The sequence below is a fragment of the Streptomyces kanamyceticus genome, from assembly GCF_008704495.1.
Classification (GTDB): Bacteria; Actinomycetota; Actinomycetes; order Streptomycetales; family Streptomycetaceae; genus Streptomyces; species Streptomyces kanamyceticus.
Genome location: NZ_CP023699.1, coordinates 6800040 through 6823744 on the forward strand (window position 1 = coordinate 6800040; position 23705 = coordinate 6823744).

Sequence of the window (23705 nt, forward strand, 5' to 3'; positions counted from 1 at the left end):
TCAGGGGCGTGCGGGCTCCGAGGGGGTGGTGAGGGCGTAGGCGAGACCGTCGGCGGGGTCGGTGTCCAGGCCCGCGCGGTAGGCCGCCTCGTAGGCCGCGTCGCCGATGGACCGCCTGATCCGCTGCTCCGACTGCTCGCGCGCGGCGCGCAGTTCGGCGATGCCCATCTGGGCCAGGCCCACCGTCTGCCACATCCGCTGGCCGATGCCGAGGAGCCGGGCCGCCCGCTCGCCGTGGCCCGTTCCCGCGAACGCCGATGCGAGCAGGTCGACGACCATGACGACGCCGATGGTGTCGTGCAGGAGCGCCTTGCCCCGCAGGGCCGTCCCGGCGTGGGCGATGGCTTCGGCGGGACGGCCGAGGCCGGTGGCGGCCAGCGCCCTGAGGTACTCGGCCCAGGCGCGGATCCACCGCTCGCCGAGCTCCTCGCACCGGGCGCTCGCCGCTTCGGCGACGTCCGCCGCGGCGGTGAACTCCCCGAGGTGGACGTGCACGAACGAGCGAGTCACCTCGTTCAGGAACGCGGCTCCCTCGAAGGCGCCGTACCCGGCGGGGGATTCCGGCACCGACGCGAGCACCGCGCCGGCCGTCGGCGGGTCCCCGCGCAGGGTCAGCACGGCGCTTTCGAGGTAGGCCGCGGCGGTGGCCGCGCCCGGGTCCGTGCTGCCCGCCACGGCTTCGCGGAACTCGCCGGTGAACCGCGAGCCCGCCCCGGCGTCCCCCTGCCCGATGGCCGCGGCGCCGCACGCCCACAGGGCCTTGGCGCGGGCCGGGCCCGGGTCCTCGCACACGTCGAGGGCCCACTCCAGATAGTGCCTGCCCTCCCGGGCGAACCCGCACGCGACCCAGAAGAACCAGAGCGCCCCGCCGATCTCCAGGGCGGTGTGGCCGTGCCCCTTGGTGAGGCAGAAGTCCAGCGCCGTACGGAAGTTGGCGTGGTCGGCGGCCAGGCGGGTGTACCAGGTGACCTGGTGCGGGCCGATCCATTCGGCGTCGGCGCGCAGGGCCAGGTCCCGGTGGTGGTCCCGGTGCGCGCACCGGGTCTCGTACTCCTCGTCGAGCTCGCGCAGCCACTGGGCGCCGAACTCGCGGACGGTGTCGAGCATGCCGTAGCGCGGGTGGTCGGTGTCGTCCGTGTGGCTGCGCACCAGGGACTTGGCGACCAGGCCGTCGACGAGCTGCTCGACCTCGCCCGCGGGGATCGGCCCGCCCGCGCCCACCGCCCGCGCGCCGCTCAGGTCGAAGCCGCCCGTGAAGACGGAGAGGCGCGCCCACAGCAACCGCTCCAGGGGCGTGCACAGTTCGTGGCTCCAGCCGATGGTGGTGCGCAGGGTCCGGTGGCGCGGCAGCACGGCGGTGCCGGTGCCGGGTCCCGTCCGTTCGGTGAGCGCGTCGAAGCGGTCGTTGATCCGGTCGGCGAGCTGTTCCAGGGAGAGCTCGGCGAGCTGGGCGGCGGCGAGCTCGATGGCCAGCGGGATGCCGTCGAGGCGGCGGCAGACGGCGGCCGCGGACGCCCGGCGCGCCGCGCAGAGCTCGAAGCCGGGCAGCGCGGTCGCGGCGCGCTCGGCGAAGAGCGTCAGCGCGTCGCTGCGCTCGGGTGGCGCGTCCCGATGGGTGGGCGGCAGGGGCACGGGCAGCGGGTGCACCTCCATGCCTCGCTCGCCGCGCGCGCCGAGCGGCTGTCTGCTGGTGACCAGGATCCGCAGGTCAGGCGCGGTGTCCAGGAGGGTTTGGGTCAGGCGGGCGCAGTCCGCCACCAGGTGCTCGCACGAATCGAGGACGAGCAGGAGCTGCTTGTCGGCGAGCCACTCGGCGACCAGTTCCTCGGGGGGCCGCAGGGTCTGGTCGGCGAGCTTCAGCTCTTCGAACAGGACGTGCCCGAGCAGGGAGGCGTCGCGGAGCGGGGCCAGCTGGACCAGGCGCGCCCCGTGCGCGTAATCGCCCTGGAGCCGGTGGGCGGCGCGCAGGGCCAGGCGTGACTTCCCGACTCCGCCCACCCCGGTCAGGGTCACGAGCCGGGCCTCCGCCAACAGGTCGCTGATCTCCCGCAGTTCGGCTGCCCGCCCGACGAAACTCGTTGTCTCAGAGGGGAGATTCATGATCCGTAGTCTCCTCCGCGGGGGTGGCGGTGGCGCGCGGTTGCCGCAAGTTGAGCCCTGGAGAGGGCGATGCGCTCAATTTCCCGCAACGGTCGGCCGGCTCCGGTCATCCCCGCGCCTGCTGTGATCAACGGGTGGTGGGGGTCGGTCTCCTGCGTCATAGTGGCCGTTCAGCGAGCGGGGTTACGGAGAGTTACGGAGAGTCAGGAGGGTCCCTGCATGGCCATCCGTGAAGGGTGGCGTGAGCGATGGCGCGCCCGTGCGGGGTGGTGTGACAGCTGGGCCACCGGTATCGGCCGTGACGGGTGGGGCGCGGGAGCCGTCCGCGTACTGCCCATGACCGCCTGCTCCGTCCTCGCCGCCCCGGGATTCTTCGCGGGCTGGGAACCGGCCACCGCCGCGCTGCTGATCGGCCCGCTCGCCGCCTGCCTGCGGTTCGGCGTCGTGCACACGGCAGCCATGGTCTGCTGGACCACCTTCCTCGCCCTCCTCGCCTGGGCGGGGCACGGCTACTCGGCGTCGCCGCCCTTTCCCCTCGACTTCCTCGCGCTGCTCACCGGCGGCGGGCTCGCCGTCACCGTCGCAGCCCGGCGCGCCGGGCAGTCCGCCGCGCTCGCCAGGGCCACCGAGGTGGCGCGGGCCGCACAGGGCGCGATCCTGCGCCCCTTCGCCGAACGGATCGGCGGCGTCGACGTCTGCACCCGGCACTACTGCCCCGTCCAGGGGGCGACGGTGGGCGGCGACGTGTACGACATCGCCCACACGCCGTACGGCACAAGGGTGTTCATCGGCGACGTGCGCGGCCACGACCTGGACGCGCTGCGGATCTCGGCCGGTGCGCTCAGGGCCTTCCGCGACCTCGCCTACCTCACGCCCCGCCTGCCCGACCTGGCGCGGGAGCTGGACGCCCGCATCGGCACGGAGCTGGGCCCCGAGGACTTCGTGACGGCGCTCTTCGCCGAGTTCGTGCCGGGCGAGGTCAGGATCGTCAACTGCGGTCACCCCGCGCCGCTGCGCGTGGGCCAGGAGACGAAACTCCTCGAACCCCCGGACCACACCACGCCGTTGGGCCTCGGCCCGCGGCCCGCCCTGTGGCGCGGGTGGCTACAGCCGGGGGACAGGGTGCTGTTCTACACGGACGGGCTCAGCGAGGCGCGGGACGCGGGCGGCGTCGACTTCCCGCTGCTCCAGGGTGTCGCCGACGCGCTGGCCGCGCCGCTCCCGTGCGACGCGCTCGACGCGCTGTACGCACTGCTCACCGCGCACACGGGCGCACCGCTCGCCGACGACGTCGCCCTGGTGCTCTGCCAGCCCGCCGAGCACTCCGCCCCGGGATTCGGCGGCGTCCGCCGGTCGCCGATCGCTACGGCAGGTCCCGCACCGGGTGGTCACCCCCGCTGTTGATGACGGGCCCCAGCTCCCGCGCGCACCGCGAGATAGCTGCTCTCCCACGGGGCGTCGATGACCGGCACGGAGGTGGCGCCGGGCCCCGGCCGGCGGCCGGGAACCGTCAGTGCTGCTGCGGCTTCTGCGGAGTCGCCTCGCTCGGGCGGACGATGACGTGGCCCTCGCCCTGGAGCATGAGCTGGACCGCCTCGCCCGAGCCGCCGCGGATCATCGAGCCGATCGACTGGGAGCGGTGCAGGGAGGTGCCGAGGTTGGCGGTCCAGCCGACCACCGCGTCCGTGTCGACGTACACCGGCTGGTCCTTGGTGACCGGGATGACCAGGGGGTTGCCCTCGCAGATCAGGCCGAGGCGGCCGGTGCCGGTGAAGACGCTGTTGAACAGGCCGCCGCCGGTGATGCCCGCGCCCTTCACCGTCTCGATCTTGTACGAGAGGGTCGCGTCGAAGCACAGGACGTTGCGGCCGTTGACGGTGAGGACGTCGCCGGGCTCCACGTCGACTATGAAGCAGTTCTGCGCCTCGTGCGCGAACCACGCCTCGCCCTGGCCGCGCACGGCCATCAGCGGCAGCCCCTCGCCGGTCACCGCCCGCTTGAGCAGGCCGCCGACGCCGCCCTGGCTCTTCCGCTCGAACTGGAGGCTGCCCCGGTAGGCGATCATCGCGCCCTGGCGAGCGAGCATCTCGCCATTGACGGCGTACTTGATGGACTTGGCGTTCTGGAGGGTCATGCCGGGTATGTGGGCCGGCTGCGCCATGTGGTCGTTGGAGAACAGGTCACTCTTCATGACCACATCTTGGGCTATGGCTTCCGGGCGCGGAAGCGCATTCCGCCGGTCTCCGGGTGCAGCAGGACCTCGGCCCCGGAGAAGCCCGCCGCCTTGAGACGGGTGGGCAGACCGGCCGGGTCCACGGTGTTCATGACGTCCCCGACGTGCAGCTCGTCGAGCTCGCGGCTCGGCTGGCTGTCGCTGCCCGCGAAGACGCCGCCGGGGCGGAGCACGCGGAACGCCTCCGCGAAGATGCGGTCCTGGAGCTCGTCGGTCGGCACGTGGTGCAGCATCGTGAAGCCGACGACCGCGGAGTACGCCGCGTCGGGCAGCGGCATCCTGGCGGCGTCCGCGTGCAGGATCCGGGCCCGGCCGCCCCAGTCGCGCTCCAGGAGCCGGGCGGTCGCCCCGTCGATCTCGACGGCGGTGAGGGAGGGGACGAGGTCGACGAGCACGCGGAGGTTGGCGCCGTAGCCAGGCCCGATCTCCACCACCTCGTCGCCGAGTTCGATGTCTTCAAGGGCCCACGGCAGGATGCGGTCCCGTACGGTCTGCGCCCACTCCTCGGAGCTGCACAGCTGCTGGTGTGCTTCGTTCATCGGCATACGGCGACGCTAGGCCGCGCCCCGTCGTGTCAGCCACGGGCTAGACTGCCGTCCCATGTCGCGAACCGGACACGGTCGAACGGGTCATGGCCGAACCGGACACGCCCGAACCGCCGGGCCCAGCGCGCCGATCACCACCGCGATCTTCGTCGGCAGCTTCGCGATGCCGCGCGGCCGCGCCTTCCGCACGCACACCCACCCGGTCCACCAACTCGCCTGGGCCTCCCAGGGGTTGCTCCGCGTCCGCACCGGACAGGGCACTTGGATGCTGCCGCCCTCGCTCGCCCTGTGGATCCCCGCCGGGCTGCCCCACGCGACCGAGGCGGAGGGCGACACGGTGATGCGCAGCCCCTACGTCGACCCCACGCACTGTCCCGCCGACTCCGTCTGGACCGAACCCACTGTGCTGGCCGTTGGGCCTCTCCCGCGCGCCCTCATCGACCACCTGGTCCGTACCGACCTGCCCACGGACGCCCGCTCGCGCGCCGAGGCGGTACTGCTCGACGTCCTGCGGCCCGTGCCCGTGGCGACGGTCTCCGTCTCCGAGCCGCGCGACCCGCGGGCCCTGCGGGTCGCGCGTGCGCTCGCCGACGACCCGGCCGACGACCGGACCCTGGAGGCCTGGGGGAGCGAAGTGGGCGCCGCCGAACGGACCTTGGCGCGGCTCTTCACCGCGGAGACCGGCCTGGCCTTCGGCCAGTGGCGCAAGCGGCTGCGGATGCGGGCCGCGATGCCGCTGCTCGCCGAGGGCCTCCCGGTGGAGGCGGTCGCCCGGCGCGTGGGCTACGCGTCGGCGAGCTCGTTCGTCGCGGCCTTCCACCGGGTCGTGGGCCTCACGCCCCGGCAGTACTTCCCCGTCCGCGAGGAGTGACGCGCCGGGCGGCACGCTTCGGCCCGCACCGAAGCGTCGCGCCCGTACGTTCGTGCCATGACACTTCGGTACGAGGAGTTCCGCGACCTGCACCGCCGCCCCGGCGCGCCCCTGGTCCTGCCCAACGCCTGGGACCACGCGTCGGCCGCCGCGCTCGTCGCCGCGGGGTTCCGCGCGATCGGCACGACCAGCCTGGGCGTGGCCGCCGCCGCGGGACTGCCGGACGGCACGGGCGCCGCCCGCGCGCAGACCGTACGGCTCGCCCGCGGCCTGGCCCGCACCGACGCCCTCGTCACCGTCGACATCGAGGGCGGCTTCAGTGACCGACCCGAGGAAGTCGCCGCTCTCGTAGGCGAGTTGGCGGACGCCGGGATCGTCGGAGTGAACATCGAGGACGGCCGCCCCGACGGCACGCTGCGCGACGCCGGGCACCAGAGCGAGATCCTGCACGCCGTGCGCGAGACGGCGTCGGGGCGGCTCTTCGTCAACGCCCGCACGGATACGTACTGGCTGCCGGGTGCAGGGGCGGCGGCGGAGACTGCCGACCGGCTCCGTGCCTACCAACGGGCGGGCGCGGACGGGGTGTTCGTCCCCGGACTGCGGGACGTACGTGCGATCACGGAGCTGGCCGCCGCGACCCTCGACACCCCGCTGAACATCCTCCACGCGCCGGACGGCCCTTCCCTCGCCGAGCTCGCGGAGGCGGGCGTCCGGCGGATCAGCACCGGCTCGCTGCTGTTCCGCGCGGCACTCGGCGCGGCGGTGGCGGCGGCCGCGTCGGTGGCCCGGGGCGTCCCGGTGCCCGCCCGCGTCCCGTCGTACGCCGAGACCCAGGCCTTGTCCGACGCGGCCGCCGTGGCGAGGTCGGCCCCGGGTCAGTAGGCGACCTTGCCGGTCCCGTCGTTGCCGCCGGAGAATTCGAGGTAGAACTCCCACCCGTTCGGCACGTTGTCGTCGAGCACCTTCCACTGGCCCGCCTTGGCGTACTGGTAGTCCCCGCAGCCGTGGCGGTAGCAGATCTTGACGTGCCGGTTGTAGTTCACCTTGATGTTGATGTCCGCGCAGTTGCCGGTGGTCTTGGCCCAGGCGGTACCGGCGGGCCAGATCGCCGTGGTGCCGCTGCCCTCGGCCTTGTAGTTCTTCGCGCTGCCGTAGCAGGACTGGATCTGGGCCCCGGCCTTCGGCGCGTCGGCGCTCGCCGTCGCGGCGGTCGCGGCGGCCATTCCTCCGCCGAGCATGACGGAGGTCAGAGCGATCGGAGCCATGCGTGAACGTATGCGCATGAGTGTTTCCCCCTGTTTCGGCTTCATCCGTGGTCATCGGCGTACTCGCCGACGAGCGGAGAAGTTACGCGGGGAGCGCGGTGGTACACGTCAACCCATGGGTGTCGATGAGGGGTAAACCTGGGTGTTAGCCGGGTGCGGAGTAAACCGTCGCGGCAGTGGAATCCCCGACGAAGTAAGGTGCCAGCCGGGGAAGGGAATTGGTAACTGATGACAGCAGCGGACGCGGTGCCCATCGTCTTCGTTCACGGGACGCGCTTCAGCGCGGGCCAGTGGAGCATGCAGATCGCCGCACTCCGGGACGAATTCCCGGTGGTCGCCGTCGACTTGCCCGGCCACGGAGAGCGCTCGGCTCAGCCCTGGAGCCTGAGCGCCGCGACGGAGATCATCGCTGCCGCGGTGGACTCGCTCGACCGTGGACCGGCCCTGGTCGTCGGGCACTCGCTCGGCGGATACGCCTCGCTGGAGTTCGCGCGGCGCTGTCCGGAACACCTGCGCGGGCTGATCCTCGCGGGAGCCAGTGCCTCCACCCGCGGACTCTGGACAGCGCCCTATCGGTGGGTCGCCAGGCAGGTGCCTCGTATGTCGGCGGATCGGCTGGCCCGGTGGAACGATCGGTTGCTGCGGCGGCTCTACCCACGGGAAGTGGTGGAGGCGACCATCCGTTCCGGCTATGCCTTCCACACCCTGCCAGCGGCCTGGGGTGAAGTGCTCGGACGCTTCGACGCGGGGGCGATGCGTCATGTGAAGGGTCCGGTCCTCATCCTGAACGGCGAGAAGGACACCCTTTTCCGCGCCGGTGAGGCGGACTTCGCCCGCGCGCATCCGCACGCTCGCGTCGAATTGATCCCGAGGGCACGGCACCTCGCGAACTTCGACGACCCGGATGCCTTCACTGACGCCGTCCGCCGCTTCGCCCGCCAGCTCCCTGCTGTCGGCTGAGCGTGTGCCCCTGCTCGAAAGCAGGGGCACACCATCAGGCCACCGTGTCGCAGAACCTGTTATGCCAGCGGATGCGTGAAGGGTCCGGCAATCCGCTCCAGAGCTTCCAGGGTGATCTCCGGGACGAAGACGGAGTCGTTCGCCATGCCCTCGGGAAGGTGTCCGCGCATGACCTCCGGGCAGAGGAACCTGCCGTCGGTAAGGAGGACACCCGTACCGGTCTGGTTGATCAGGCCGATGATGACCTTCCACACCTCGCCGGCCTGTGGACGCTCGACGGTAATGATGCTGTCCGAGACACTCACTTCCGCCTCACTGCCGTCAGGGGCCCGCACCCAGAATTCCGGAGAATCCTCAGCGGCCCTCCCCGGCGCGGCATCGTACGCGGCCAGCAGCGTCCTCACCGTCTCGATGTCCACCCCGGACAGTTCGCCGTCCACGAACCTGTAGAGGGTCAGGCCGTAGCTCATGACTGCGCCTGCTTGGTTGGGAAATAATCAAGATTCACGGATCGCTCGCGTGATTTCCTCGCCTGTTGCCGCGACGGCGACTGCCCACCCGTCCCTGATGCTCGCAGGTAGACATTCACGTTCTTCGCCTCGACTGAGGATCACCGTTCCACCAGGCAGGATGAGGGAGGCTTCCGTCCGCCGTACGAGCTCGGAGATGACGTTCATGATCTCATCTCCCCCGAAATGGTTGATCGTGATGTTGGTGTCGGAGCTGAAGTAAACATCCGCACCACCTCCATCGCTTCCTGCCTTGATCTGGAGGAAATTTCGGTCCCTCACCGTCACGTAGGGGCCAAGGGCTTCGTGCACAGCTTCCTTGTCCAGCGCAACTGGTTCACCGTTCACGAACCGGCACACGAAAATTTCGTAACTCACAAATCCCTCCCACCAAATCAGCTTCGCCACCATCAGCGGCGCGAATCGAGAAGTGGATATCTTCACCCTCGCTCGTTGGTTCGCCAACGTTATGGGGCTCCAGGATTTCCCGCACCACTTGCATGTCTGGCGAGACATTCTCACCGTCAACGAACTTATGGATCCACAGTTCGTGGCTCATCGGTATTCTTTCCCCTCGGCGGCAACTCTGGGCCGACCAATCCGGAAGGCGTGACGACCGTGTCACCGCACCTGTTACGTCAGCGACTTCCCGTTGGGACGAATGTAGGCCTCAGGGCAGGTGGCAAGTCGGACATGGCCCCGAAAACTAGAACGCGTTCCGGGTTCATGTTGTCGTTGTTCAGTGTTGCGATGATCCCCGACGACAACAAGATCTGAATCAACGCACTCTGCATGTGGAGACCTATCGTCCCGGGATACCGGACAGCTGGTGCGTCAGCATTTCCTGAGGTGAGGCTGTCGACAGCGGCCTGGGTTGCGGCAGCGCCGCACCTCCAGATCACAGAGACAGGCGCTGAAGCCGTCTCGGCGTCGGAATCGACTTGAACCGCTGAACCGGACTGGTCTGCCGTGCCGACTTCCATGTCACGAAGAGCGGGCAGACCAGCACGCCGGAGAGCCTGGACCACCCGGTCGGCCAGCTCGTTCCGTAGGGCAAGGACTTCATCAGATGCACGGATAAAACCGATCTCGGGCATAGGTTTCCTTCTTCCTTCATGGCATCTGGAACGCAAGAGTGCGTCCCCCCCGTCATGAGGAACGCGGCAGGGAGCCGCCCGTGAGGTGGTCCCGGCATCGGTGGCCGCCGGTTTCCTGTGCGCAACTCGCCTGTGTGGGAACGGAGTTAGTTGTGTGTTTATTCTGAAGGGGTGACGCGGTGGCGACTCCAGAACGGCTGAAAGCCAAGATCGGCTCCGGGTGGGGAACCTAGAGTCGCGCCGGTGGATACCAGTCAACTGACCGACGCCGAGCGGCGGGTGTGGGACGCGTATGCCCTGGGGCAGTCCGTCGACTTCCGGGTGCGGCCCAGGGAACCCGCGACCTCCGGCGCCGAGTGGGGGCCCGAACGGACCGTGCGGGCCGAGGTGTTGCGGGCGTTGCTCGTCGGCGGGCCGCGCGCGGAGGGGGAGATCCCGTTCCTGCGGTTGCACGGTGCCCGGATCAGTGGGCGGCTTGACCTTCAGTGCGCGGAGGTCGCGGGGCCGATTCATCTGTGGGCCTGCTACTTCGACGAGGAACTCGACGTGTACGGGGCGCAGTTGCGTCAGCTCAACCTGGGCTGGTCCGTGCTGCCCGGCGTGAACGCGATAGCCCTTCGGGTGGACGGTTCCCTGCGGATGGCGGGGTGCCGTGTCCGAGGGCGCGTACGGCTCGGTGGCGCGCGGATCGCCGGGGCGGTGTTCCTCCAGGGCGCGCACGTGGGGGAGGAGGGCGTCGCCCTTGACGAGCCCGTCCTCGCGCTCAACCGCGTCAGCATCGAAGACGACCTCCAGGCGGACGGCGGGCTCATCGCCCACGGGCTCGTGAGCCTCGCGGGTGCGGTCGTCGCCGGGAACATCACCTTCGACGACGCGGTGCTGAGGAATCCGGGTGGGACGGCTCTGCACGGGGCGAACCTCAACGGCGGCTCGGATCTGCACGCGGCGCGGCTGAGGGCGTACGGCCGGGTCAATCTGCCCGGGGTCCGCCTTCCCGGCCAGCTCAACCTGGAGGGCGCCCGGCTCTCCAACCCCGGTGGCACGGCCTTGCGCGCCAGCCTCGTCGCGGGCTCCCTCTATCTGAACCTGGCCGAGCCCATCGAGGGCGCCATCACGCTGCGCGGCTGCCAGCTCGACTACCTGCACATCGCCCCGGAGACCTGGCCGGACGAGGTCCGCCTCGACGGACTCACGTACGCGAGGATCGGCCCGCACGAACCGGCCGAGCGGCGGCTCCAGGCCCTTGAACGGGATGTCGACGGGTACGTTCCGTACGCGTATGAGCAGCTCACCGCCGCGTACCGCCGGGTGGGCGATGACGCGGCTGCCCGCACGGTGCAGCTCGCCAAGCAGCGGCGGCACCGGGCGACCCTGGCGTGGTACGCCAGGGCCTGGGGGTACCTCCAGGACTGGACCGTCGGCTATGGCTTCCGGCCCACGCGGGCGGCGGTCTGGCTGTTCTCGCTGCTGCTCGTGGGGGCGGTCACGTTCGCGGTGCGCGAGCCGTCCGCGCTGAAGCCGGATGAGGCGCCGGACTTCAATCCGGTCTTCTACTCCCTTGACCTGCTGCTGCCGATCGTCGACTTCGGTCAGGAGAGTGCGTATGCCGCGCAGGGGGCGTATCAGTGGTTCGGGTACGCGTTGGTGGTGCTGGGGTGGACTCTCGCCACGACGATCGCGGCGGGTGTTACGAGGGCGATCAGCCGTCAGTAGCCTGCGGGTTGGTGGGGGCTGAGCGCGCAGTTCCCCGCGCCCCTTGCGGGGCCGCCCTTGCGTCAGCGTTTCGTGTACGCCACGAACGCGGACCAGGCGGCGGCGCCGATCAGCAGGGCGGGGCCCTCGGGGGCGGTCTTGCTGTCCCGGACGGGGACGACGCCGGGGACTCCGTCGGCGACCTCGACGCAGTTGTCGCTTTCGTCGCCGCTGCTGTACGTGCTCTTCCGCCAGCGGGCGGCGCCGATGAAGTCGTACGCGACCTCGACACAGTTTTCGCCGCCGTCGCCGCTGCTGTAGCTGCTTTTGCGCCAGCGGGCGCTACTCAGGGCGTACTCGCGCATGTTCTGTAGTCCTCCGACACAGAGTTGATCAGGGCCAAGGACGCTTCCGGTGACAACGCGACGGCCCTGAGCAGATCGTAAGACGCCCTTACCCGCTTCACCACTGCGGGTTCGTCGAGGAGGGTTCCTGAACTCACCCCCTCTGTATAGACAGTTGGCGGCGCATCGTCGAACTCCATGAGCTTCATCATCTTGCCCATGCGGGTGTGGGCTCCAGCCGCGAAGGGGAGCACTTGCAGCAGCGCCTTGCGTTCCCGTGCCATCACCAAGAGGTGATCCAGTTGGTCGGCCATGGTGTCGGGGCCGCCGACCGGTACGCACAGCGCGGTTTCATGCAAGATCGCCCAATACAGGGGCCGTGTAGCGTCCTTGAGGAGCAGGGTGCGATCCATGCGGGCTCTGAGCTGCTCTTCGATGTACTCGTCAGTGACGAAGGGGTTGCTTGACTCGTACAGTGCGCGGGCGTACTCGGGGGTCTGGAGCAGCCCAGGAACAAGCGCCGGTTCGAACTCGCAGATCTCAGTGGCCAGTCGCTCCAGCTCCGCCACATGGGCGAAGTAGTCCGTGAATGGCTGTTCCTTGATGAGCTTGCGCCACAACCGTTCGAAAAAGCCGTCGGTTTGTAGCACCTCGTCAATACGTTGAGCCACATCCAGCTGCGGGCGGCGAATTGCCTGCTCGAACTGCCCAATGTACCCACCGGAGACAAAAACCCGCGCCCCAAGGACCGACTGAGAGAATCCCGCGTCCTCGCGGCGTCGTTTGAGCTCCGCTCCGAAGAACTCCCACGCCGCCTGTCGTGATCCACGTGAACCATTGGCCATGGCCAACCGCCCTCCCATGCCCCGCAGTTGTAGCGGACAGACTCCTGCCGAGTGTAGGTGGACTCCGTCACCGTAGGAGGGCGAAGAGTGAAATCCACAGACCTAGGGGAACCACGTGAAAGCTGCATCGGAGCACCACGCAGTGGCATGTATCGAACAGGCGGAGGACACCGTGAAGGAATTGCGCGACGCACTCACGCGGGCGGGAATTACCTTGCCGTCATTGCGGATCGACCAGGCCTCGCTCGCCCGCGAAGCGCCTTGCCCGCGAATCGAATTGGGCGGTTGTTCCGCCGATGTGGCGGCTCGCCTGGCCGCCGCGTTGAGGAGTGTGGCGTGAACTTTCCGCTTCCGGTCGGCGCGTACGTCGTGGACACCCGCAGTGGCCGCGTCGGCAGGGTCATGGGCCATGAGGGGCCGTACGTCCAGCTGCGCCCGTACGGGGGCGGCAGGGAGTGGGACTGTGCGCCGGAGGCCGCCCGTACGGCGACTACGGAGGAGCGGATGCGCGCGGCGACGGCGTATGCGAACGCGCGGAGCCGGGGGGAGGTGCCTTGAGTGTGCTCTCCGGGCTTCAGCGCAAGGGCCAGACCCTGGCGTGCTTACCGGCCGGGCCGAGGTGATCCAGGAGGTGTTGGATGTCGCCGGGGTCCGAGGTGAAGACTCTGGCTCCGAGCCGCGCGGCGATCACCGCGACGGCGCCGTCCACCGGATCCGAGGTGTCGGCCTGCCCTAAGAGCTCGCCGACGCTCCGGGCGAGGGGGTGGTCAAGGGGCGGCACGTCGCAGCCGCTGAGCAGGCGTGCGATCTGGGCCTGGCGGGCGCCGTCCCGCCACGCCTGGGACACGACGGGCGCGGGTACCAGCGGCACGCCACCGGCGGTCAGATAGGAGCGATGGGCTCGCCAGAAAGCGACCTGGTTCCGCTCGGCGGCGATCAGCGCCCCGGCGTCGTAGACGAACGGCTTCAGAGTGCTCACGCGGCGCCTCGCGACTGGTTCCCCGAATGCTCGGAGCGTGTGGCGTCATCCATGACGGCGTCCACCCATTCCTGCTCCTCCGGTGTCGGTGGATCGAGGTGCGCCATGGCCTCCTCCGCTGCGGCCAGCCCGGCTTCGATCTTCGCGGCGTGTTCGGCGGCCCGTGACAGCCAGGCGGAGACGCTCAAACCTTCGCGTTCGGCGGCCGACTTGGCGGCCTCCAGCGTCTCGCTGGGGATGGTGATCGTGACGCGTTCCAGGCTCATACTGTGAGTCTTACTGGCGTGGCCGGTGCCGCGCCAGCCGGACCGGCCACGTTCACCAGTACGAGGTATGACGCCCTCCGCCCCGTGCACACGGTCCCGTGCGCGAGAATGGCCCCATGAGCCTGTTCCGCGACGACGGCATCGTGCTGCGCACCCAGAAGCTGGGTGAGGCGGACCGCATCATCACGATACTCACGCGCGGTCACGGCCGCGTACGCGCAGTGGCGCGCGGAGTGCGGCGGACCAAGTCCAAGTTCGGGGCGCGGCTCGAACCCTTCTCCCACGTCGACGTGCAGTTCTTCGCGCGCAACAGCGAACTGGTCGGGCGCGGGCTCCCGTTGTGCACGCAGAGCGAGACGATCGCTCCGTACGGTAGCGGGATCGTCACGGACTACGCCCGCTACACCGCGGGTACGGCCATGCTGGAGACGGCGGAACGGTTCACCGACCACGAGGGCGAGCCCGCCGTGCAGCAGTACCTCCTGCTCGTCGGCGGGCTGCGGGTCCTGGCCCGCGGGGAGCACGAGCCCCATCTCGTACTGGACGCGTTCCTGCTCCGCTCCCTCGCCGTGAACGGCTACGCGCCGAGCTTCAACGACTGCGCGAAGTGCGGGATGCCCGGGCCGAACCGGTTCTTCTCGGTCGCGGCGGGCGGCTCGATTTGCGTTGACTGCCGGGTGCCGGGCAGCGTCGTACCCTCGGCCGAGGCCCTCACGCTCCTCGCCGCCCTGCTCACCGGCGACTGGGCGACGGCGGACGCGTGCGAGGCGCGGCACGCCAGGGAGGGCAGTGGGCTCGTTTCCGCCTATCTGCATTGGCATTTGGAGCGCGGACTGCGTTCACTGCGGTACGTAGAGAAGAACTGAAGCCAGTAGCTAGGAGAGAGTCCCCCATGGCACGACGCGGAATCCTCGGACGGTCCCGCCGTGAGTACACGACCCCCGAGCCGCACCCCTCGGGCGCGCGGCCGCCGAAGATCCCCGGCGAGCTGGTGCCCAGGCACGTCGCCATCGTCATGGACGGGAACGGGCGCTGGGCCAAGGAGCGCGGCCTGCCGCGCACCGAGGGGCACAAGGTCGGCGCCGAGCGCGTCCTGGACGTGCTGCAGGGCGGCATCGAGATGGGCGTCGGGGCGATCTCGCTCTACGCCTTCTCGACCGAGAACTGGAAGCGGTCCCCGGACGAGGTGAAGTTCCTGATGAACTTCAACCGCGACTTCATCCGCAAGACCCGCGACCAGCTCGACGAACTCGGCATCCGGGTGCGCTGGGTGGGGCGGATGCCCAAGCTGTGGAAGTCGGTCGCCAAGGAGCTGGAGATCTCCCAGGAGCAGACCAAGGGCAACGACAAGCTGACCCTGTACTTCTGCATGAACTACGGCGGCCGTGCGGAAATCGCCGACGCGGCGCAGGCCCTCGCCGAGGACGTGAAGGCGGGGCGGCTCGACCCGTCGAAGGTGAACGAGAAGACCTTCGCCAAGTACCTGTACTACCCGGACATGCCGGACGTCGACCTGTTCCTGCGCCCCAGCGGCGAGCAGCGCACCTCCAACTACCTGCTCTGGCAGAGCGCCTACGCCGAGATGGTCTTCCAGGACGTGCTGTGGCCGGACTTCGACCGGCGCGACCTGTGGCGGGCCTGCCTTGAGTACGCCTCGCGCGACCGCCGGTTCGGTGGGGCGATCCCCAACGAGCAGCAGATCGCGGAAAGCTAGGCGTCACACACAGAGGCCGCAGACATGCGTGAGGGGCCCGCACCGTCGAGCTGACGGTGCGGGCCCCTCACCCATGCGTACGACTACTTGCTCGCGCACTCCGCGCACGTACCGAAGATCTCCACCGTGTGCGCCACGTTGACGTACCCGTGCTCCGAGGCGATCGCCTCGGCCCACTTCTCGACCGCGGGACCCTCCACCTCGACGGCCTTGCCGCAGACGCGGCAGACCAGGTGGTGGTGGTGATCGCCGGTGGAGCACCTGCGGTAGACCGTCTCGCCCTCGCTGGTGCGCAGCGCGTCGACCTCGCCCGCGTCGGCGAGCGACTGGAGGGTGCGGTAGACCGTGGTGAGACCGACGGAGTCGCCCTTGTGCTTGAGCATGTCGTGCAGCTCCTGCGCACTGCGGAACTCGTCCACGTCGTCGAGCGCCGCCGCCACTGCCGCGCGCTGGCGGGTCGACCTGCCTCGAACCGGGGCTCCCACGGTTGCCTCCTCGCATCTGCGCTCTGGTCTGCGGCCCGAGCCTGCCGCTGCTCAAGCCTGCCGGGCCATTGTGCCAGGTAAGCCTGAGCTCAGGTCAGAGCTTGGCGGGCGCCTGCGCCGGAACCACGCACTCCGCGGGGTCGCCCCCGGCCTGGGCGGCCGCCGCCGCACGGGCTCTGCGCCTGGCCAGCGGCGTCGCGAGGACCGTGAGGGCGATGAAGACGCCGATGGTGAGAAGCACGATCGTCGCGCCGGGCGGTACGTCCTGGTAGTACGACGTGACGGTGCCGCCGAGCGTCACCGCGACGCCGATCGCCACCGAGACCGCGAAGGTCGCCGCGAAGCTCCGGGTGAGCTGCTGGGCGGCCGCGACGGGCACCACCATCAGCGCGGAGACCAGGAGCAGGCCCACGACGCGCATGGCGACGGTGACGGTGACCGCGGCGGTGACGGCGGTGAGCAGGTTCAGGGCGCGCACGGGCAGGCCCGTCACGCGCGCGAACTCCTCGTCCTGGCTGACCGCGAAGAGCTGTCGGCGCAGGCCGAGCGTGACCAGGACCACAAAGGCGGCGAGCAGGCAGATCGCCGTGACGTCCTGCTCGGAGACCGTGGAGAGCGAGCCGAAGAGGTACGACTGGAGGTTCGCGTTCGAGCCGCCGGGGGCGAGGTTGATGAACATGACGCCGCCCGCCATGCCGCCGTAGAACAGCATCGCGAGCGCGATGTCGCCGCGCGTCTTGCCGTACCAGCGGATCAGCTCCATCACGACGGCGCCGACGATCGCGACCGCCGTCGCCATCCACACGGGCGAGGTGGAGAGCAGGAAGCCGAGGCCGACACCCGTCATCGCGACGTGGCCGATGCCGTCGCCCATCAGGGCCTGGCGGCGCTGCACCAGGTAGATGCCGACGGCGGGCGCGGTGATGCCGACCAGGACGGCGGCGAGCAGGGCCCGCTGCATGAAGGCGTAGTTGAGGAGTTCCATCGCCGTGGTCCTTAGGTCAGCAGGCCGGTGCGGACCGGCTCCGCGTCGGCGGTGTGCGGGTGGACGTGGTCGTGGCCGGGCAGCGCGTGCTGGCCGACGGCCTCCGGGGGCGGTCCGTCGTGCAGGACGCAGCCGTCGCGCAGGACCACGGCGCGGTCGATCAGGGGCTCAAGGGGGCCGAGTTCGTGCAGGACAAGGAGGACGGAGGTGCCCTTGGCGACCTGCTCGCGCAGCGTGGCGGCGAGGATCTCCTGGCTGGCCAGGTCGACGCCCGCCATCGGCTCGTCCATGATCAGCAGCTCCGGCTCGGCGGCCAGCGCGCGGGCGATCAGGACCCGCTGGTGCTGCCCGCCGGAGAGCGCGTCGACGGAGTCCTTGGCGCGGTCGGCGAGGCCCACCAGGTCGATGGCGCGGGCCACGGCCTCGCGGTCGGCCTTGCGCAGGACACCGAAGCGGGCGCGGGAGAGCCGCCCGGAGGCGACGACCTCGGTGATCGTGGCGGGCACGCCGCCCGCCGCGGTGGTGCGCTGCGGGACGTACCCGACGCGGGCCCAGTCGCGGAACCGGCGGCGCGGGGTGCCGAAGAGCTCGACGTCGCCGCCGGTGGCCGTGACCTGGCCGATGATCGTGCGCACGGCCGTGGACTTGCCCGAGCCGTTGGCGCCGAGCAGGGCCACGACCTCACCGCGCCCGACCCGCAGGTCGATGCCGCGCAGGACGGGGCGCGAGCCGAGCTCGGCCGTCACCTTGCGCAGGGATATGACGGCCTCGCCGGTGTCGTGCTGCTCGCTCATGGCTCGTGCCTCCGTAGCCGCGGGGGTGGGGGTCACTTGGTGCCCAGGGCCTTCTGCAGGGCCTTGAGGTTGGACTCCATGACCTGGATGTAGTCCTTGCCCTTGGACTTGTCGGTGATGCCCTCGATGGGGTCGAGCACGTCGGTCTTCAGGCCGGTGTCCTTGGCGAGGGTCTGTGCCGTCTTGTCGCTGACGAGCGTCTCGTAGAAGACGGTGGTGACGCCGTCGGCCTTCGCCATCTTCTGGAGGTCCTTGACGCGCTTGGCGCTGGGCTCGGCCTCGGGGTCCAGGCCGCTGATGGCCTCCTCGGTGAGGCCGTAGCGCTCGGCGAGGTAGCCGAAGGCGGCGTGGGTGGTGATGAAGACCTTGGAGTCGGTGTTCTTCAGGCCGTCCTTGAAGGACGTGTCCAGGCCGCCGAGCTTCTTCACGAGCTTCGCGGTGTTCTTCTCGTACGTCGCCGCGTGGTCCGGGTCGGCCTTCTTCAGGGCCTTGCCGACGCCCTCGGCGACCTCGGCGTACTTCACCGGGTCCAGCCAGATGTGCGGGTCGGCGCCCTCGTGGGAGTGGTCGTAGCCGTGATCGTCGTGGTCGTGCTCGTCGGCGTGCCCGCCGACCTCGTCGCCGTGCTTCTCCATGCTGGTCAGCGTGGCCGCGTCGATCTTGGTCTTGATGCCGGACTGGTCGATCGCGTCGTCGACGGCGGGCTGCAGGCCCTTGAGGTACAGGGCGACGTCGGACTCTTCCAGCTCTCCGCGCTGCCGGGCGGAGACGTCCAGGTCGTGCGGCTCCTGGCCGGGCTCGGTGAGGTTGGTGACGGAGACGTGGTCGCCGCCGATCTGCTCCGCGAGGTACTGCATGGGGTAGAACGACGCCACCACGTCGAGCTTGCCGTCGTTGTCGCTCGCGGCCGATGTGGAGCACGCGGTCAGCGCCGTGAGGCCGAGGACGGTGGCGGAGGCGAGGGCGGCGGTGGGTATGAGGCGTCGTACGTTCATGACACTCATTTTCAACAAATGTGGAAACGATTGTCAACAAGCCCTCGGTTCGGGCGTGCGCGGGTAACCGATTTGATTAGGGGGGTAAGGCCGCCGGTAACCTGAAGCATTCGCTCCCGAAGCGCTGAACCTGCTTCGCCCGCCGTCGTAATGAAGAGAGCACCGTGGCCGCCGACAAGATCGACACCATCGTCAGCCTGAGCAAGCGCCGTGGCTTCGTTTTTCCCTGCAGTGAGATCTACGGCGGCCAGCGCGCCGCCTGGGACTACGGGCCGCTCGGCGTCGAGCTGAAGGAGAACCTCAAGCGCCAGTGGTGGCGCTACATGGTCACCTCGCGCGAGGACGTCGTCGGCATCGACTCGTCGGTGATCCTGGCGAGCGAGGTCTGGCAGGCCTCCGGCCACATCCAGACCTTCTCCGACCCGCTCACCGAGTGCCTCTCCTGCCACAAGCGCCACCGCGCCGACCACCTGGAAGAGGCGTACGAGGCCAAGCACAACCGCCCGCCGGCCAACGGCCTCGCGGACATCAACTGCCCCAACTGCGGTACCAAGGGCCAGTTCACCGAGCCCAAGCAGTTCTCCGGCATGCTCGCCACGCACCTCGGCCCCACGCAGGACAGCGGCTCCGTCGCCTACCTGCGCCCCGAGACCGCGCAGGGCATCTTCACCAACTTCGCCCAGGTCCAGCAGACCTCGCGCCGCAAGCCGCCGTTCGGCATCGCGCAGACGGGCAAGTCCTTCCGCAACGAGATCACGCCCGGCAACTTCATCTTCCGGACCCGCGAGTTCGAGCAGATGGAGATGGAGTTCTTCGTCAAGCCGGGCGAGGACGAGCAGTGGCAGGAGTACTGGATGGAGCAGCGCTGGAACTGGTACACCGGCCTGGGCCTGCGCGAGGAGAACATGCGGTGGTACGAGCACCCGAAGGAGAAGCTCTCCCACTACTCCAAGCGCACCGCTGACATCGAGTACCGCTTCCAGTTCGGCGGCAGCGAGTGGGGCGAGCTCGAGGGCGTCGCCAACCGCACCGACTACGACTTGTCGGCGCACTCCAAGGCCTCCGGCCAGGACCTCTCCTACTTCGACCAAGAGGCGGGCGAGCGCTACACGCCGTACGTCATCGAGCCCGCGGCCGGTCTCGGCCGCACCATGCTCGCGTTCCTGCTCGACTCGTACTTCGAGGACGAGGCGCCCAACGCCAAGGGCAAGCTGGAGAAGCGCACGGTCATGCGCTTCGACCACCGCATCGCCCCGGTGAAGGTCGCGGTCCTGCCCCTGTCGCGGAACCCCGACCTGTCCCCGAAGGCCAAGGGCCTCGCGGCGGCCCTGCGGCAGAACTGGAACATCGACTTCGACGACGCGGGCGCCATCGGCCGCCGCTACCGCCGCCAGGACGAGATCGGCACGCCGTACTGCGTGACGGTCGACTTCGACACCCTGGACGACAACGCGGTCACCGTGCGCGAGCGCGACTCCATGAAGCAGGAGCGCGTCTCCCTCGACCAGATCGAGGGCTACCTCGCGACCCGCCTCGTGGGCTGCTGACGGTCGTACGTTCCCTGAGTGAAGCGTTGAGGAAGCCCCCGGTTCCGGGTTATGGAACCGGGGGCTTCCGTGCACACTGAGGCGCATGCTTCCAATGACCACGAGCAAGGTCAGCAGATGGGACCAGCACGGGCGCGAGCACGTCGTCCAGGTCCAGCGGGCGGGCATGCAGCGGCAGTTGAGCTGCGTGACCTGCGGGTGGCGCAGGAAGGCGCAGTTCCTGCCGTGGCTCAAGGCCGAGGAACACCTGACGGCGGCGCATCAGGCGACGGTGGATCCGTCGGCCCCGGCTTCGTAGGGGGCAGCTTTCGTACGGGGCGGCCTTCGTAGGGATCAGCTTTCGTAGGGGGCAGCCTTCGTAGGGGTCAGCACGAGGATCGTCGTGTCCTGCTGCTGCGGGGTGAGCAGCAGCGTCATGCCGTACGTCCGGGGCGTCCGGTCATCCCGTGGCGTGATCTCGACGGTCCGCGACGCGAAGTCGCCGATCGAGCGGCAGGCCCACCAGGCGTCCAGGTCCGGCCGCACGGACCGGAGTTGGTCGGTGAGGCGCCGGAAGCCCTCGTTCCCCGGGCGGCGGTCCGCGCGGGTGCGCAGGTGCCGGTAGAGGTCGATGGCGACGGGCTCCCAGCCGGGCAGCACCCGCTGGTGGCGGGCGTCCCCGACCAGCAGGAGCAGCAGATTGCGCCGCTCCTCGGGGATCAGGGCGGGGTCGGGCCACACGGCGGCGTACGCGCGGTTGCTCGCGAGGATGTCGAGGGCGGGGCCGAGCAGCAGCGCCGGACTGTCGGGCCAGCTGTCCAGCACGGTGCGCAGGGCGGGGTCGTACGGCGCCTCCGCACCGCCCGGCGCCGGGGCGAACCCGGCGAGGGCCAGGGCGTGCCGGTGGGCGGCGTCATCGAGGCGCAGGGCGCGGGCGACCGCGTCGAGGACCTGCCGCGAGGTGTCCACGCGGCCCTGCTCCAGCCAGGTGTACCAGGCCACGGAGACGCCCGAGAGCGCCGCCACCTCCTCGCGGCGCAGCCCTGAGGTGCGCCTGCGGGCGGTGTGCGGAAGGCCGACGTCGCCGGGGGAGAGGTGCTCGCGGTAGGCGCGCAGGAAGCCGCCGAGGTGCTGCCGGAGGGCGGTGGTCGCCGTCGTCGTCGCCATGGGCTCAGCCTATGACCCGTACTCACCCCCACAGTTGCCCCACTGGTTGGGGCGCGCACGGGGCCCGAGGCTTGCCCCATGACCGAAACCCCTGTGATGTGGCGCCGCCGCAACGACTCCACGAACCTGCCCGAACCCCGCCCCTTCATCCGCGTCTACACGGGCCCGGGCACCCTGGACGCCCTGGCGTCGTCCTACGAGCGCCTGCTCGGCACGGAACGCGACATGTGGTTCGCCTACCCCGAGAAGAAGCTGGCCCTCGCCGTGGTGGGCGCCTTCCTCCTGATCGAGGGCACGGAGGAGACCCTGGCCCCCTTCCGCGCGACGCACGGCACGCTGCTCGTCGACTCGGCGCAGACGTACCTGGACCGCCTGGCCGCGGAGGGCGCGGAGATCACGGACCCGCTGATCAAGGTCCCGACGGGCTCGGGCTTCACGGCGCGGCACCGGGACGGCACGGTGATCGAGTACGTGGAGCACCGGCCGACGGGGGAGGGGCTGTAGGGGGTCGTAGACGGGGGTCGTAGACGTCGATGTCAGTGGCGGGCCCTAGGGTCCGCCTGTGACTCGGACTCAATCTTCCACCTACCTCAGCCAGACGGCGGACGCCTACGACGCCATCGCCACCGTGTACGCGGGAATGGCCCGCGACGACCTCGAAGGCCCCTCGCTCGACCGCGCGTGGATCGCCGCGTTCGCCGACCAGGTTCTGTCTCAAGGCGCGGGATCTGTCGCGGAGTTGGGCTGCGGCCCCGGCCCCGTGACGGCGCTCCTGCGGGACCTGGGCCTGGACGCCTTCGGCGTGGACCTGTCGCCGGTGATGATCGGCCTGGCCCGCGAGGCGTACCCGGACATCCGCTTCGAGGTCGGCTCGATGGACGCCCTCGACCTGCCGGACGGCGGCCTTTCCGGCGTCGTGTCCTGGTACTCGGTGATCCACACACCCCCGGCGGAACTGCCGCCGTTCTTCGCGGAGTTCCGCCGGATCCTGGCCCCCGGTGGCCACCTCCTGCTCGCCTTCTTCGAGTCGGAGGGCGCCCCGGTCACGCCGTTCGACCACAAGGTGACCACGGCGTACCGCTGGCCGGTCGACGGCCTCGCGGAACTGGCGACCGGGTCCGGCTTCACCGAAACCGGCCGCATGCTGCGGGAGCCCCGAGAGGGGGAGCGGTTCCGCAGGGGCCATCTGCTGATGAAACGGAGTGCTTAGATCATGTCCGCTTACGTCATAGTCAACGTCGACGTGCTCGACGAGGAGGCCGCTCTGGCCTACGCCCCCGTGGCCCAGAAGTCGATCCTCGACCACGGCGGCCGCTACCTGGTCGCGGGCCCGACCCCCGACCCCGTAGAAGGCACGTGGGACTCCTCCCGCTTCCTCCTCCTGGAGTTCCCCGACATGGCCCGGATCAGGGAGTGGTACGACTCCCCGGAGTACCGGCACGCCCGGGAGATCAGGGAGGGCAAGGTCCGGGTGTCACTGCTGTTCGCCGAGGAGGCACCACCCGAGGGCTTCACCCTCCCGACTTAGGTCCATGGCCCCGTACAGATCACCGTGAGGAGACTTCACCATGGGGAACAACAACACTCGACCCATGCGCATGAGATTCGCCGCCCTGACGCTGGCCGCCGCCGCTGTCGGCGTCTTCGCGGTGGGCAGCGCGAATGCCGACGCCCCGAGAGCGGCTGCCGACACCTCGCAGAAGGGCCGGGTCGAGGTCATCGAACTCCGGCTCAAGGACCTCGCGTACGAGAACGTCGACCTCGGCAAGGCGGGCCCGAGCCTCGGCGACATGAGCGCCTACTCGGGCACCGCCGTGGAGAACGGCCGCGAAGTCGGACGGGGGGCCGGGACGTCTCAGGTCGTCCGCGTCGACGGCGACGACGTCACGTCGCAGGCCGTGATCACGATAGAACTCGAGCGCGGCGCGCTGACGATGCAGTCGCTGCGGCCGGGCGAGGCGAGCTCGCTGGACATGGCCATCACCGGCGGCACGGGCGACTTCAGGGACGCCCGGGGCACGGTTCGCTACTGGGACATCAACACGCCGCAGGAGAGGCTGCGCGCCGAAATCCTGCACTGAGGGAGGGCGTTGGGTGTTGGACCGTCCAGGCCCGAAGACGGCCTGGGCGTTGCCGACGCTGCTTGCCCACTGGGCCCCGGGTGTCGTTCTGAGGGTCAAGCGGCATGGCGCGTTGGGTGCTTCCTGGTCCGGTCGTCCGCCTTGGCGAGTACTGCGCGCTGAGCGGCGGGGGGCCGTCGCAGGCGGGCCCTCGTAATCTGTTGTACGAAGGGCCCCGAGATGTCATACCGTGGTCAGGCTTCTGCGCCGGAG

General features: G+C 69.9%; 30 protein-coding genes. 15 read left to right on the forward strand and 15 right to left on the reverse strand.

All coding sequences use genetic code 11. The features are described from left to right. The gene (locus CP970_RS29300) at positions 1 to 2100 is read right to left on the reverse strand and encodes an ATP-binding protein (RefSeq protein WP_150494124.1); all 2100 of its coding nucleotides are present in this window, start codon (positions 2098 to 2100) and stop codon (positions 1 to 3) included. Positions 2101 to 2319: 219 nt separating this feature from the next. On the opposite strand from CP970_RS29300, the gene CP970_RS29305 reads away from it, so the two are divergent. Further along, positions 2320 to 3504 (forward strand): PP2C family protein-serine/threonine phosphatase, encoded by a 1185-nt coding sequence (locus CP970_RS29305; protein WP_191094966.1) that lies wholly within the window; start codon positions 2320 to 2322, stop codon positions 3502 to 3504. 106 nt (positions 3505 to 3610) lie between these two features. Here the strand turns inward: CP970_RS29305 and CP970_RS29310 are convergent, their stop codons facing one another. Together CP970_RS29310 and CP970_RS29315 are read right to left on the reverse strand one after the other, a co-directional pair. Next, the gene (locus tag CP970_RS29310; RefSeq protein ID WP_150494128.1) at positions 3611 to 4291 is read right to left on the reverse strand and encodes an AIM24 family protein; all 681 of its coding nucleotides are present in this window, start codon (positions 4289 to 4291) and stop codon (positions 3611 to 3613) included. A gap of 14 nt (positions 4292 to 4305) precedes the next feature. Beyond that, positions 4306 to 4878 carry a class I SAM-dependent methyltransferase gene (locus CP970_RS29315; RefSeq protein ID WP_150494130.1) on the reverse strand — a complete coding sequence of 191 codons (573 nt, stop codon included), beginning with the start codon at positions 4876 to 4878 and terminating at the stop codon, positions 4306 to 4308. 55 nt (positions 4879 to 4933) lie between these two features. On the opposite strand from CP970_RS29315, the gene CP970_RS29320 reads away from it, so the two are divergent. Both CP970_RS29320 and CP970_RS29325 read left to right on the forward strand, forming a co-directional pair. After that, positions 4934 to 5749, forward strand: a complete 816-nt coding sequence (locus CP970_RS29320; protein ID WP_079043669.1) for an AraC family transcriptional regulator — start codon at positions 4934 to 4936, stop codon at positions 5747 to 5749. 57 nt (positions 5750 to 5806) lie between these two features. Then, positions 5807 to 6631 carry an isocitrate lyase/PEP mutase family protein gene (locus tag CP970_RS29325; RefSeq protein WP_055549870.1) on the forward strand — a complete coding sequence of 275 codons (825 nt, stop codon included), beginning with the start codon at positions 5807 to 5809 and terminating at the stop codon, positions 6629 to 6631. Here the strand turns inward: CP970_RS29325 and CP970_RS29330 are convergent. Then, entirely contained in the window at positions 6625 to 7014 is a 390-nt protein-coding gene (locus tag CP970_RS29330; protein WP_191094967.1) for a hypothetical protein, read from the reverse strand. The genes CP970_RS29325 and CP970_RS29330 overlap by 7 nt on opposite strands. A gap of 228 nt (positions 7015 to 7242) precedes the next feature. Between CP970_RS29330 and CP970_RS29335 the strand changes: the two genes are divergently transcribed. After that, on the forward strand, positions 7243 to 7974 hold the full coding sequence (locus CP970_RS29335; protein ID WP_055549872.1) for an alpha/beta fold hydrolase: 732 nt from the start codon (positions 7243 to 7245) through the stop codon (positions 7972 to 7974). Positions 7975 to 8033: 59 nt separating this feature from the next. On the opposite strand, the gene CP970_RS29340 is transcribed toward CP970_RS29335, so the two are convergent. After that, complete coding sequence (locus tag CP970_RS29340) at positions 8034 to 8444, reverse strand: hypothetical protein (RefSeq protein ID WP_055549874.1); 411 nt, start codon at positions 8442 to 8444, stop codon at positions 8034 to 8036. 27 nt (positions 8445 to 8471) lie between these two features. Continuing rightward, complete coding sequence (locus tag CP970_RS29345) at positions 8472 to 8927, reverse strand: hypothetical protein (protein ID WP_150494132.1); 456 nt, start codon at positions 8925 to 8927, stop codon at positions 8472 to 8474. 896 nt (positions 8928 to 9823) lie between these two features. On the opposite strand from CP970_RS29345, the gene CP970_RS29350 reads away from it, so the two are divergent. Continuing rightward, positions 9824 to 11293, forward strand: a complete 1470-nt coding sequence (locus CP970_RS29350) for a pentapeptide repeat-containing protein (protein WP_055549877.1) — start codon at positions 9824 to 9826, stop codon at positions 11291 to 11293. A 62-nt stretch (positions 11294 to 11355) separates the two neighbouring features. On the opposite strand, the gene CP970_RS29355 is transcribed toward CP970_RS29350, so the two are convergent. Further along, positions 11356 to 11637, reverse strand: a complete 282-nt coding sequence (locus CP970_RS29355) for a DUF397 domain-containing protein (protein WP_055549879.1) — start codon at positions 11635 to 11637, stop codon at positions 11356 to 11358. Beyond that, entirely contained in the window at positions 11619 to 12461 is an 843-nt protein-coding gene (locus CP970_RS29360) for a helix-turn-helix domain-containing protein (RefSeq protein WP_055549928.1), read from the reverse strand. Before CP970_RS29360 ends, CP970_RS29355 begins: the two co-directional genes overlap by 19 nt. A gap of 115 nt (positions 12462 to 12576) precedes the next feature. Here CP970_RS29360 and CP970_RS29365 point away from each other — a divergent pair, with 115 nt between their 5' ends. Continuing rightward, the gene (locus CP970_RS29365; RefSeq protein ID WP_150494134.1) at positions 12577 to 12801 is read left to right on the forward strand and encodes a hypothetical protein; all 225 of its coding nucleotides are present in this window, start codon (positions 12577 to 12579) and stop codon (positions 12799 to 12801) included. Beyond that, on the forward strand, positions 12798 to 13019 hold the full coding sequence (locus tag CP970_RS29370) for a hypothetical protein (RefSeq protein ID WP_055549881.1): 222 nt from the start codon (positions 12798 to 12800) through the stop codon (positions 13017 to 13019). Before CP970_RS29365 ends, CP970_RS29370 begins: the two co-directional genes overlap by 4 nt. Before the next feature lie 16 nt (positions 13020 to 13035). Here the strand turns inward: CP970_RS29370 and CP970_RS29375 are convergent, their stop codons facing one another. Beyond that, complete coding sequence (locus CP970_RS29375) at positions 13036 to 13440, reverse strand: type II toxin-antitoxin system VapC family toxin (RefSeq protein WP_055549883.1); 405 nt, start codon at positions 13438 to 13440, stop codon at positions 13036 to 13038. Then, positions 13437 to 13706: a hypothetical protein gene (locus tag CP970_RS29380; RefSeq protein WP_055549885.1), complete on the reverse strand. Its 270-nt coding sequence runs from the start codon at positions 13704 to 13706 to the stop codon at positions 13437 to 13439. The genes CP970_RS29375 and CP970_RS29380 overlap by 4 nt, the downstream gene beginning before the upstream one ends. A 116-nt stretch (positions 13707 to 13822) precedes the next feature. On the opposite strand from CP970_RS29380, the gene recO reads away from it, so the two are divergent. Together recO and CP970_RS29390 are read left to right on the forward strand one after the other, a co-directional pair. Next, entirely contained in the window at positions 13823 to 14572 is a 750-nt protein-coding gene (recO, locus tag CP970_RS29385; RefSeq protein WP_055549887.1) for a DNA repair protein RecO, read from the forward strand. A 26-nt stretch (positions 14573 to 14598) separates the two neighbouring features. Beyond that, positions 14599 to 15420: an isoprenyl transferase gene (locus CP970_RS29390; protein ID WP_055549889.1), complete on the forward strand. Its 822-nt coding sequence runs from the start codon at positions 14599 to 14601 to the stop codon at positions 15418 to 15420. Positions 15421 to 15503: 83 nt separating this feature from the next. On the opposite strand, the gene CP970_RS29395 is transcribed toward CP970_RS29390, so the two are convergent. The 4 genes from CP970_RS29395 to CP970_RS29410 all read right to left on the reverse strand — a co-directional run bounded on the left by CP970_RS29395 (position 15504) and on the right by CP970_RS29410 (position 18679). After that, entirely contained in the window at positions 15504 to 15905 is a 402-nt protein-coding gene (locus CP970_RS29395; protein ID WP_055549890.1) for a Fur family transcriptional regulator, read from the reverse strand. A gap of 94 nt (positions 15906 to 15999) precedes the next feature. Continuing rightward, positions 16000 to 16890: a metal ABC transporter permease gene (locus CP970_RS29400; RefSeq protein WP_055549892.1), complete on the reverse strand. Its 891-nt coding sequence runs from the start codon at positions 16888 to 16890 to the stop codon at positions 16000 to 16002. An 11-nt stretch (positions 16891 to 16901) separates the two neighbouring features. Continuing rightward, positions 16902 to 17684 (reverse strand): metal ABC transporter ATP-binding protein, encoded by a 783-nt coding sequence (locus CP970_RS29405; RefSeq protein WP_055549894.1) that lies wholly within the window; start codon positions 17682 to 17684, stop codon positions 16902 to 16904. 32 nt (positions 17685 to 17716) lie between these two features. Next, positions 17717 to 18679: a metal ABC transporter substrate-binding protein gene (locus CP970_RS29410; protein WP_055549896.1), complete on the reverse strand. Its 963-nt coding sequence runs from the start codon at positions 18677 to 18679 to the stop codon at positions 17717 to 17719. Between the two features lie 164 nt (positions 18680 to 18843). Here CP970_RS29410 and CP970_RS29415 point away from each other — a divergent pair, with 164 nt between their 5' ends. Together CP970_RS29415 and CP970_RS29420 are read left to right on the forward strand one after the other, a co-directional pair. After that, the gene (locus CP970_RS29415; protein WP_055549898.1) at positions 18844 to 20226 is read left to right on the forward strand and encodes a glycine--tRNA ligase; all 1383 of its coding nucleotides are present in this window, start codon (positions 18844 to 18846) and stop codon (positions 20224 to 20226) included. Positions 20227 to 20311: 85 nt separating this feature from the next. Continuing rightward, positions 20312 to 20524 carry a hypothetical protein gene (locus CP970_RS29420; protein ID WP_055549900.1) on the forward strand — a complete coding sequence of 71 codons (213 nt, stop codon included), beginning with the start codon at positions 20312 to 20314 and terminating at the stop codon, positions 20522 to 20524. Between the two features lie 35 nt (positions 20525 to 20559). Here CP970_RS29420 and CP970_RS29425 read toward each other — a convergent pair whose 3' ends face one another. Then, positions 20560 to 21372, reverse strand: a complete 813-nt coding sequence (locus CP970_RS29425; RefSeq protein ID WP_055549902.1) for a helix-turn-helix domain-containing protein — start codon at positions 21370 to 21372, stop codon at positions 20560 to 20562. 78 nt (positions 21373 to 21450) lie between these two features. Between CP970_RS29425 and CP970_RS29430 the strand changes: the two genes are divergently transcribed. The 4 genes from CP970_RS29430 to CP970_RS29445 all read left to right on the forward strand — a co-directional run bounded on the left by CP970_RS29430 (position 21451) and on the right by CP970_RS29445 (position 23453). Beyond that, a complete protein-coding gene (locus CP970_RS29430) occupies positions 21451 to 21876 on the forward strand; it encodes a VOC family protein (protein WP_055549903.1) in 426 nt (141 codons plus the stop codon). A 58-nt stretch (positions 21877 to 21934) separates the two neighbouring features. Continuing rightward, positions 21935 to 22582, forward strand: a complete 648-nt coding sequence (locus CP970_RS29435) for a class I SAM-dependent DNA methyltransferase (RefSeq protein ID WP_055549905.1) — start codon at positions 21935 to 21937, stop codon at positions 22580 to 22582. Positions 22583 to 22585: 3 nt separating this feature from the next. Beyond that, positions 22586 to 22900 carry a DUF1330 domain-containing protein gene (locus CP970_RS29440; RefSeq protein WP_055549907.1) on the forward strand — a complete coding sequence of 105 codons (315 nt, stop codon included), beginning with the start codon at positions 22586 to 22588 and terminating at the stop codon, positions 22898 to 22900. Positions 22901 to 22964: 64 nt separating this feature from the next. Next, positions 22965 to 23453, forward strand: a complete 489-nt coding sequence (locus CP970_RS29445) for an allene oxide cyclase barrel-like domain-containing protein (RefSeq protein ID WP_055549909.1) — start codon at positions 22965 to 22967, stop codon at positions 23451 to 23453. Positions 23454 to 23705: the final 252 nt, after the last annotated feature.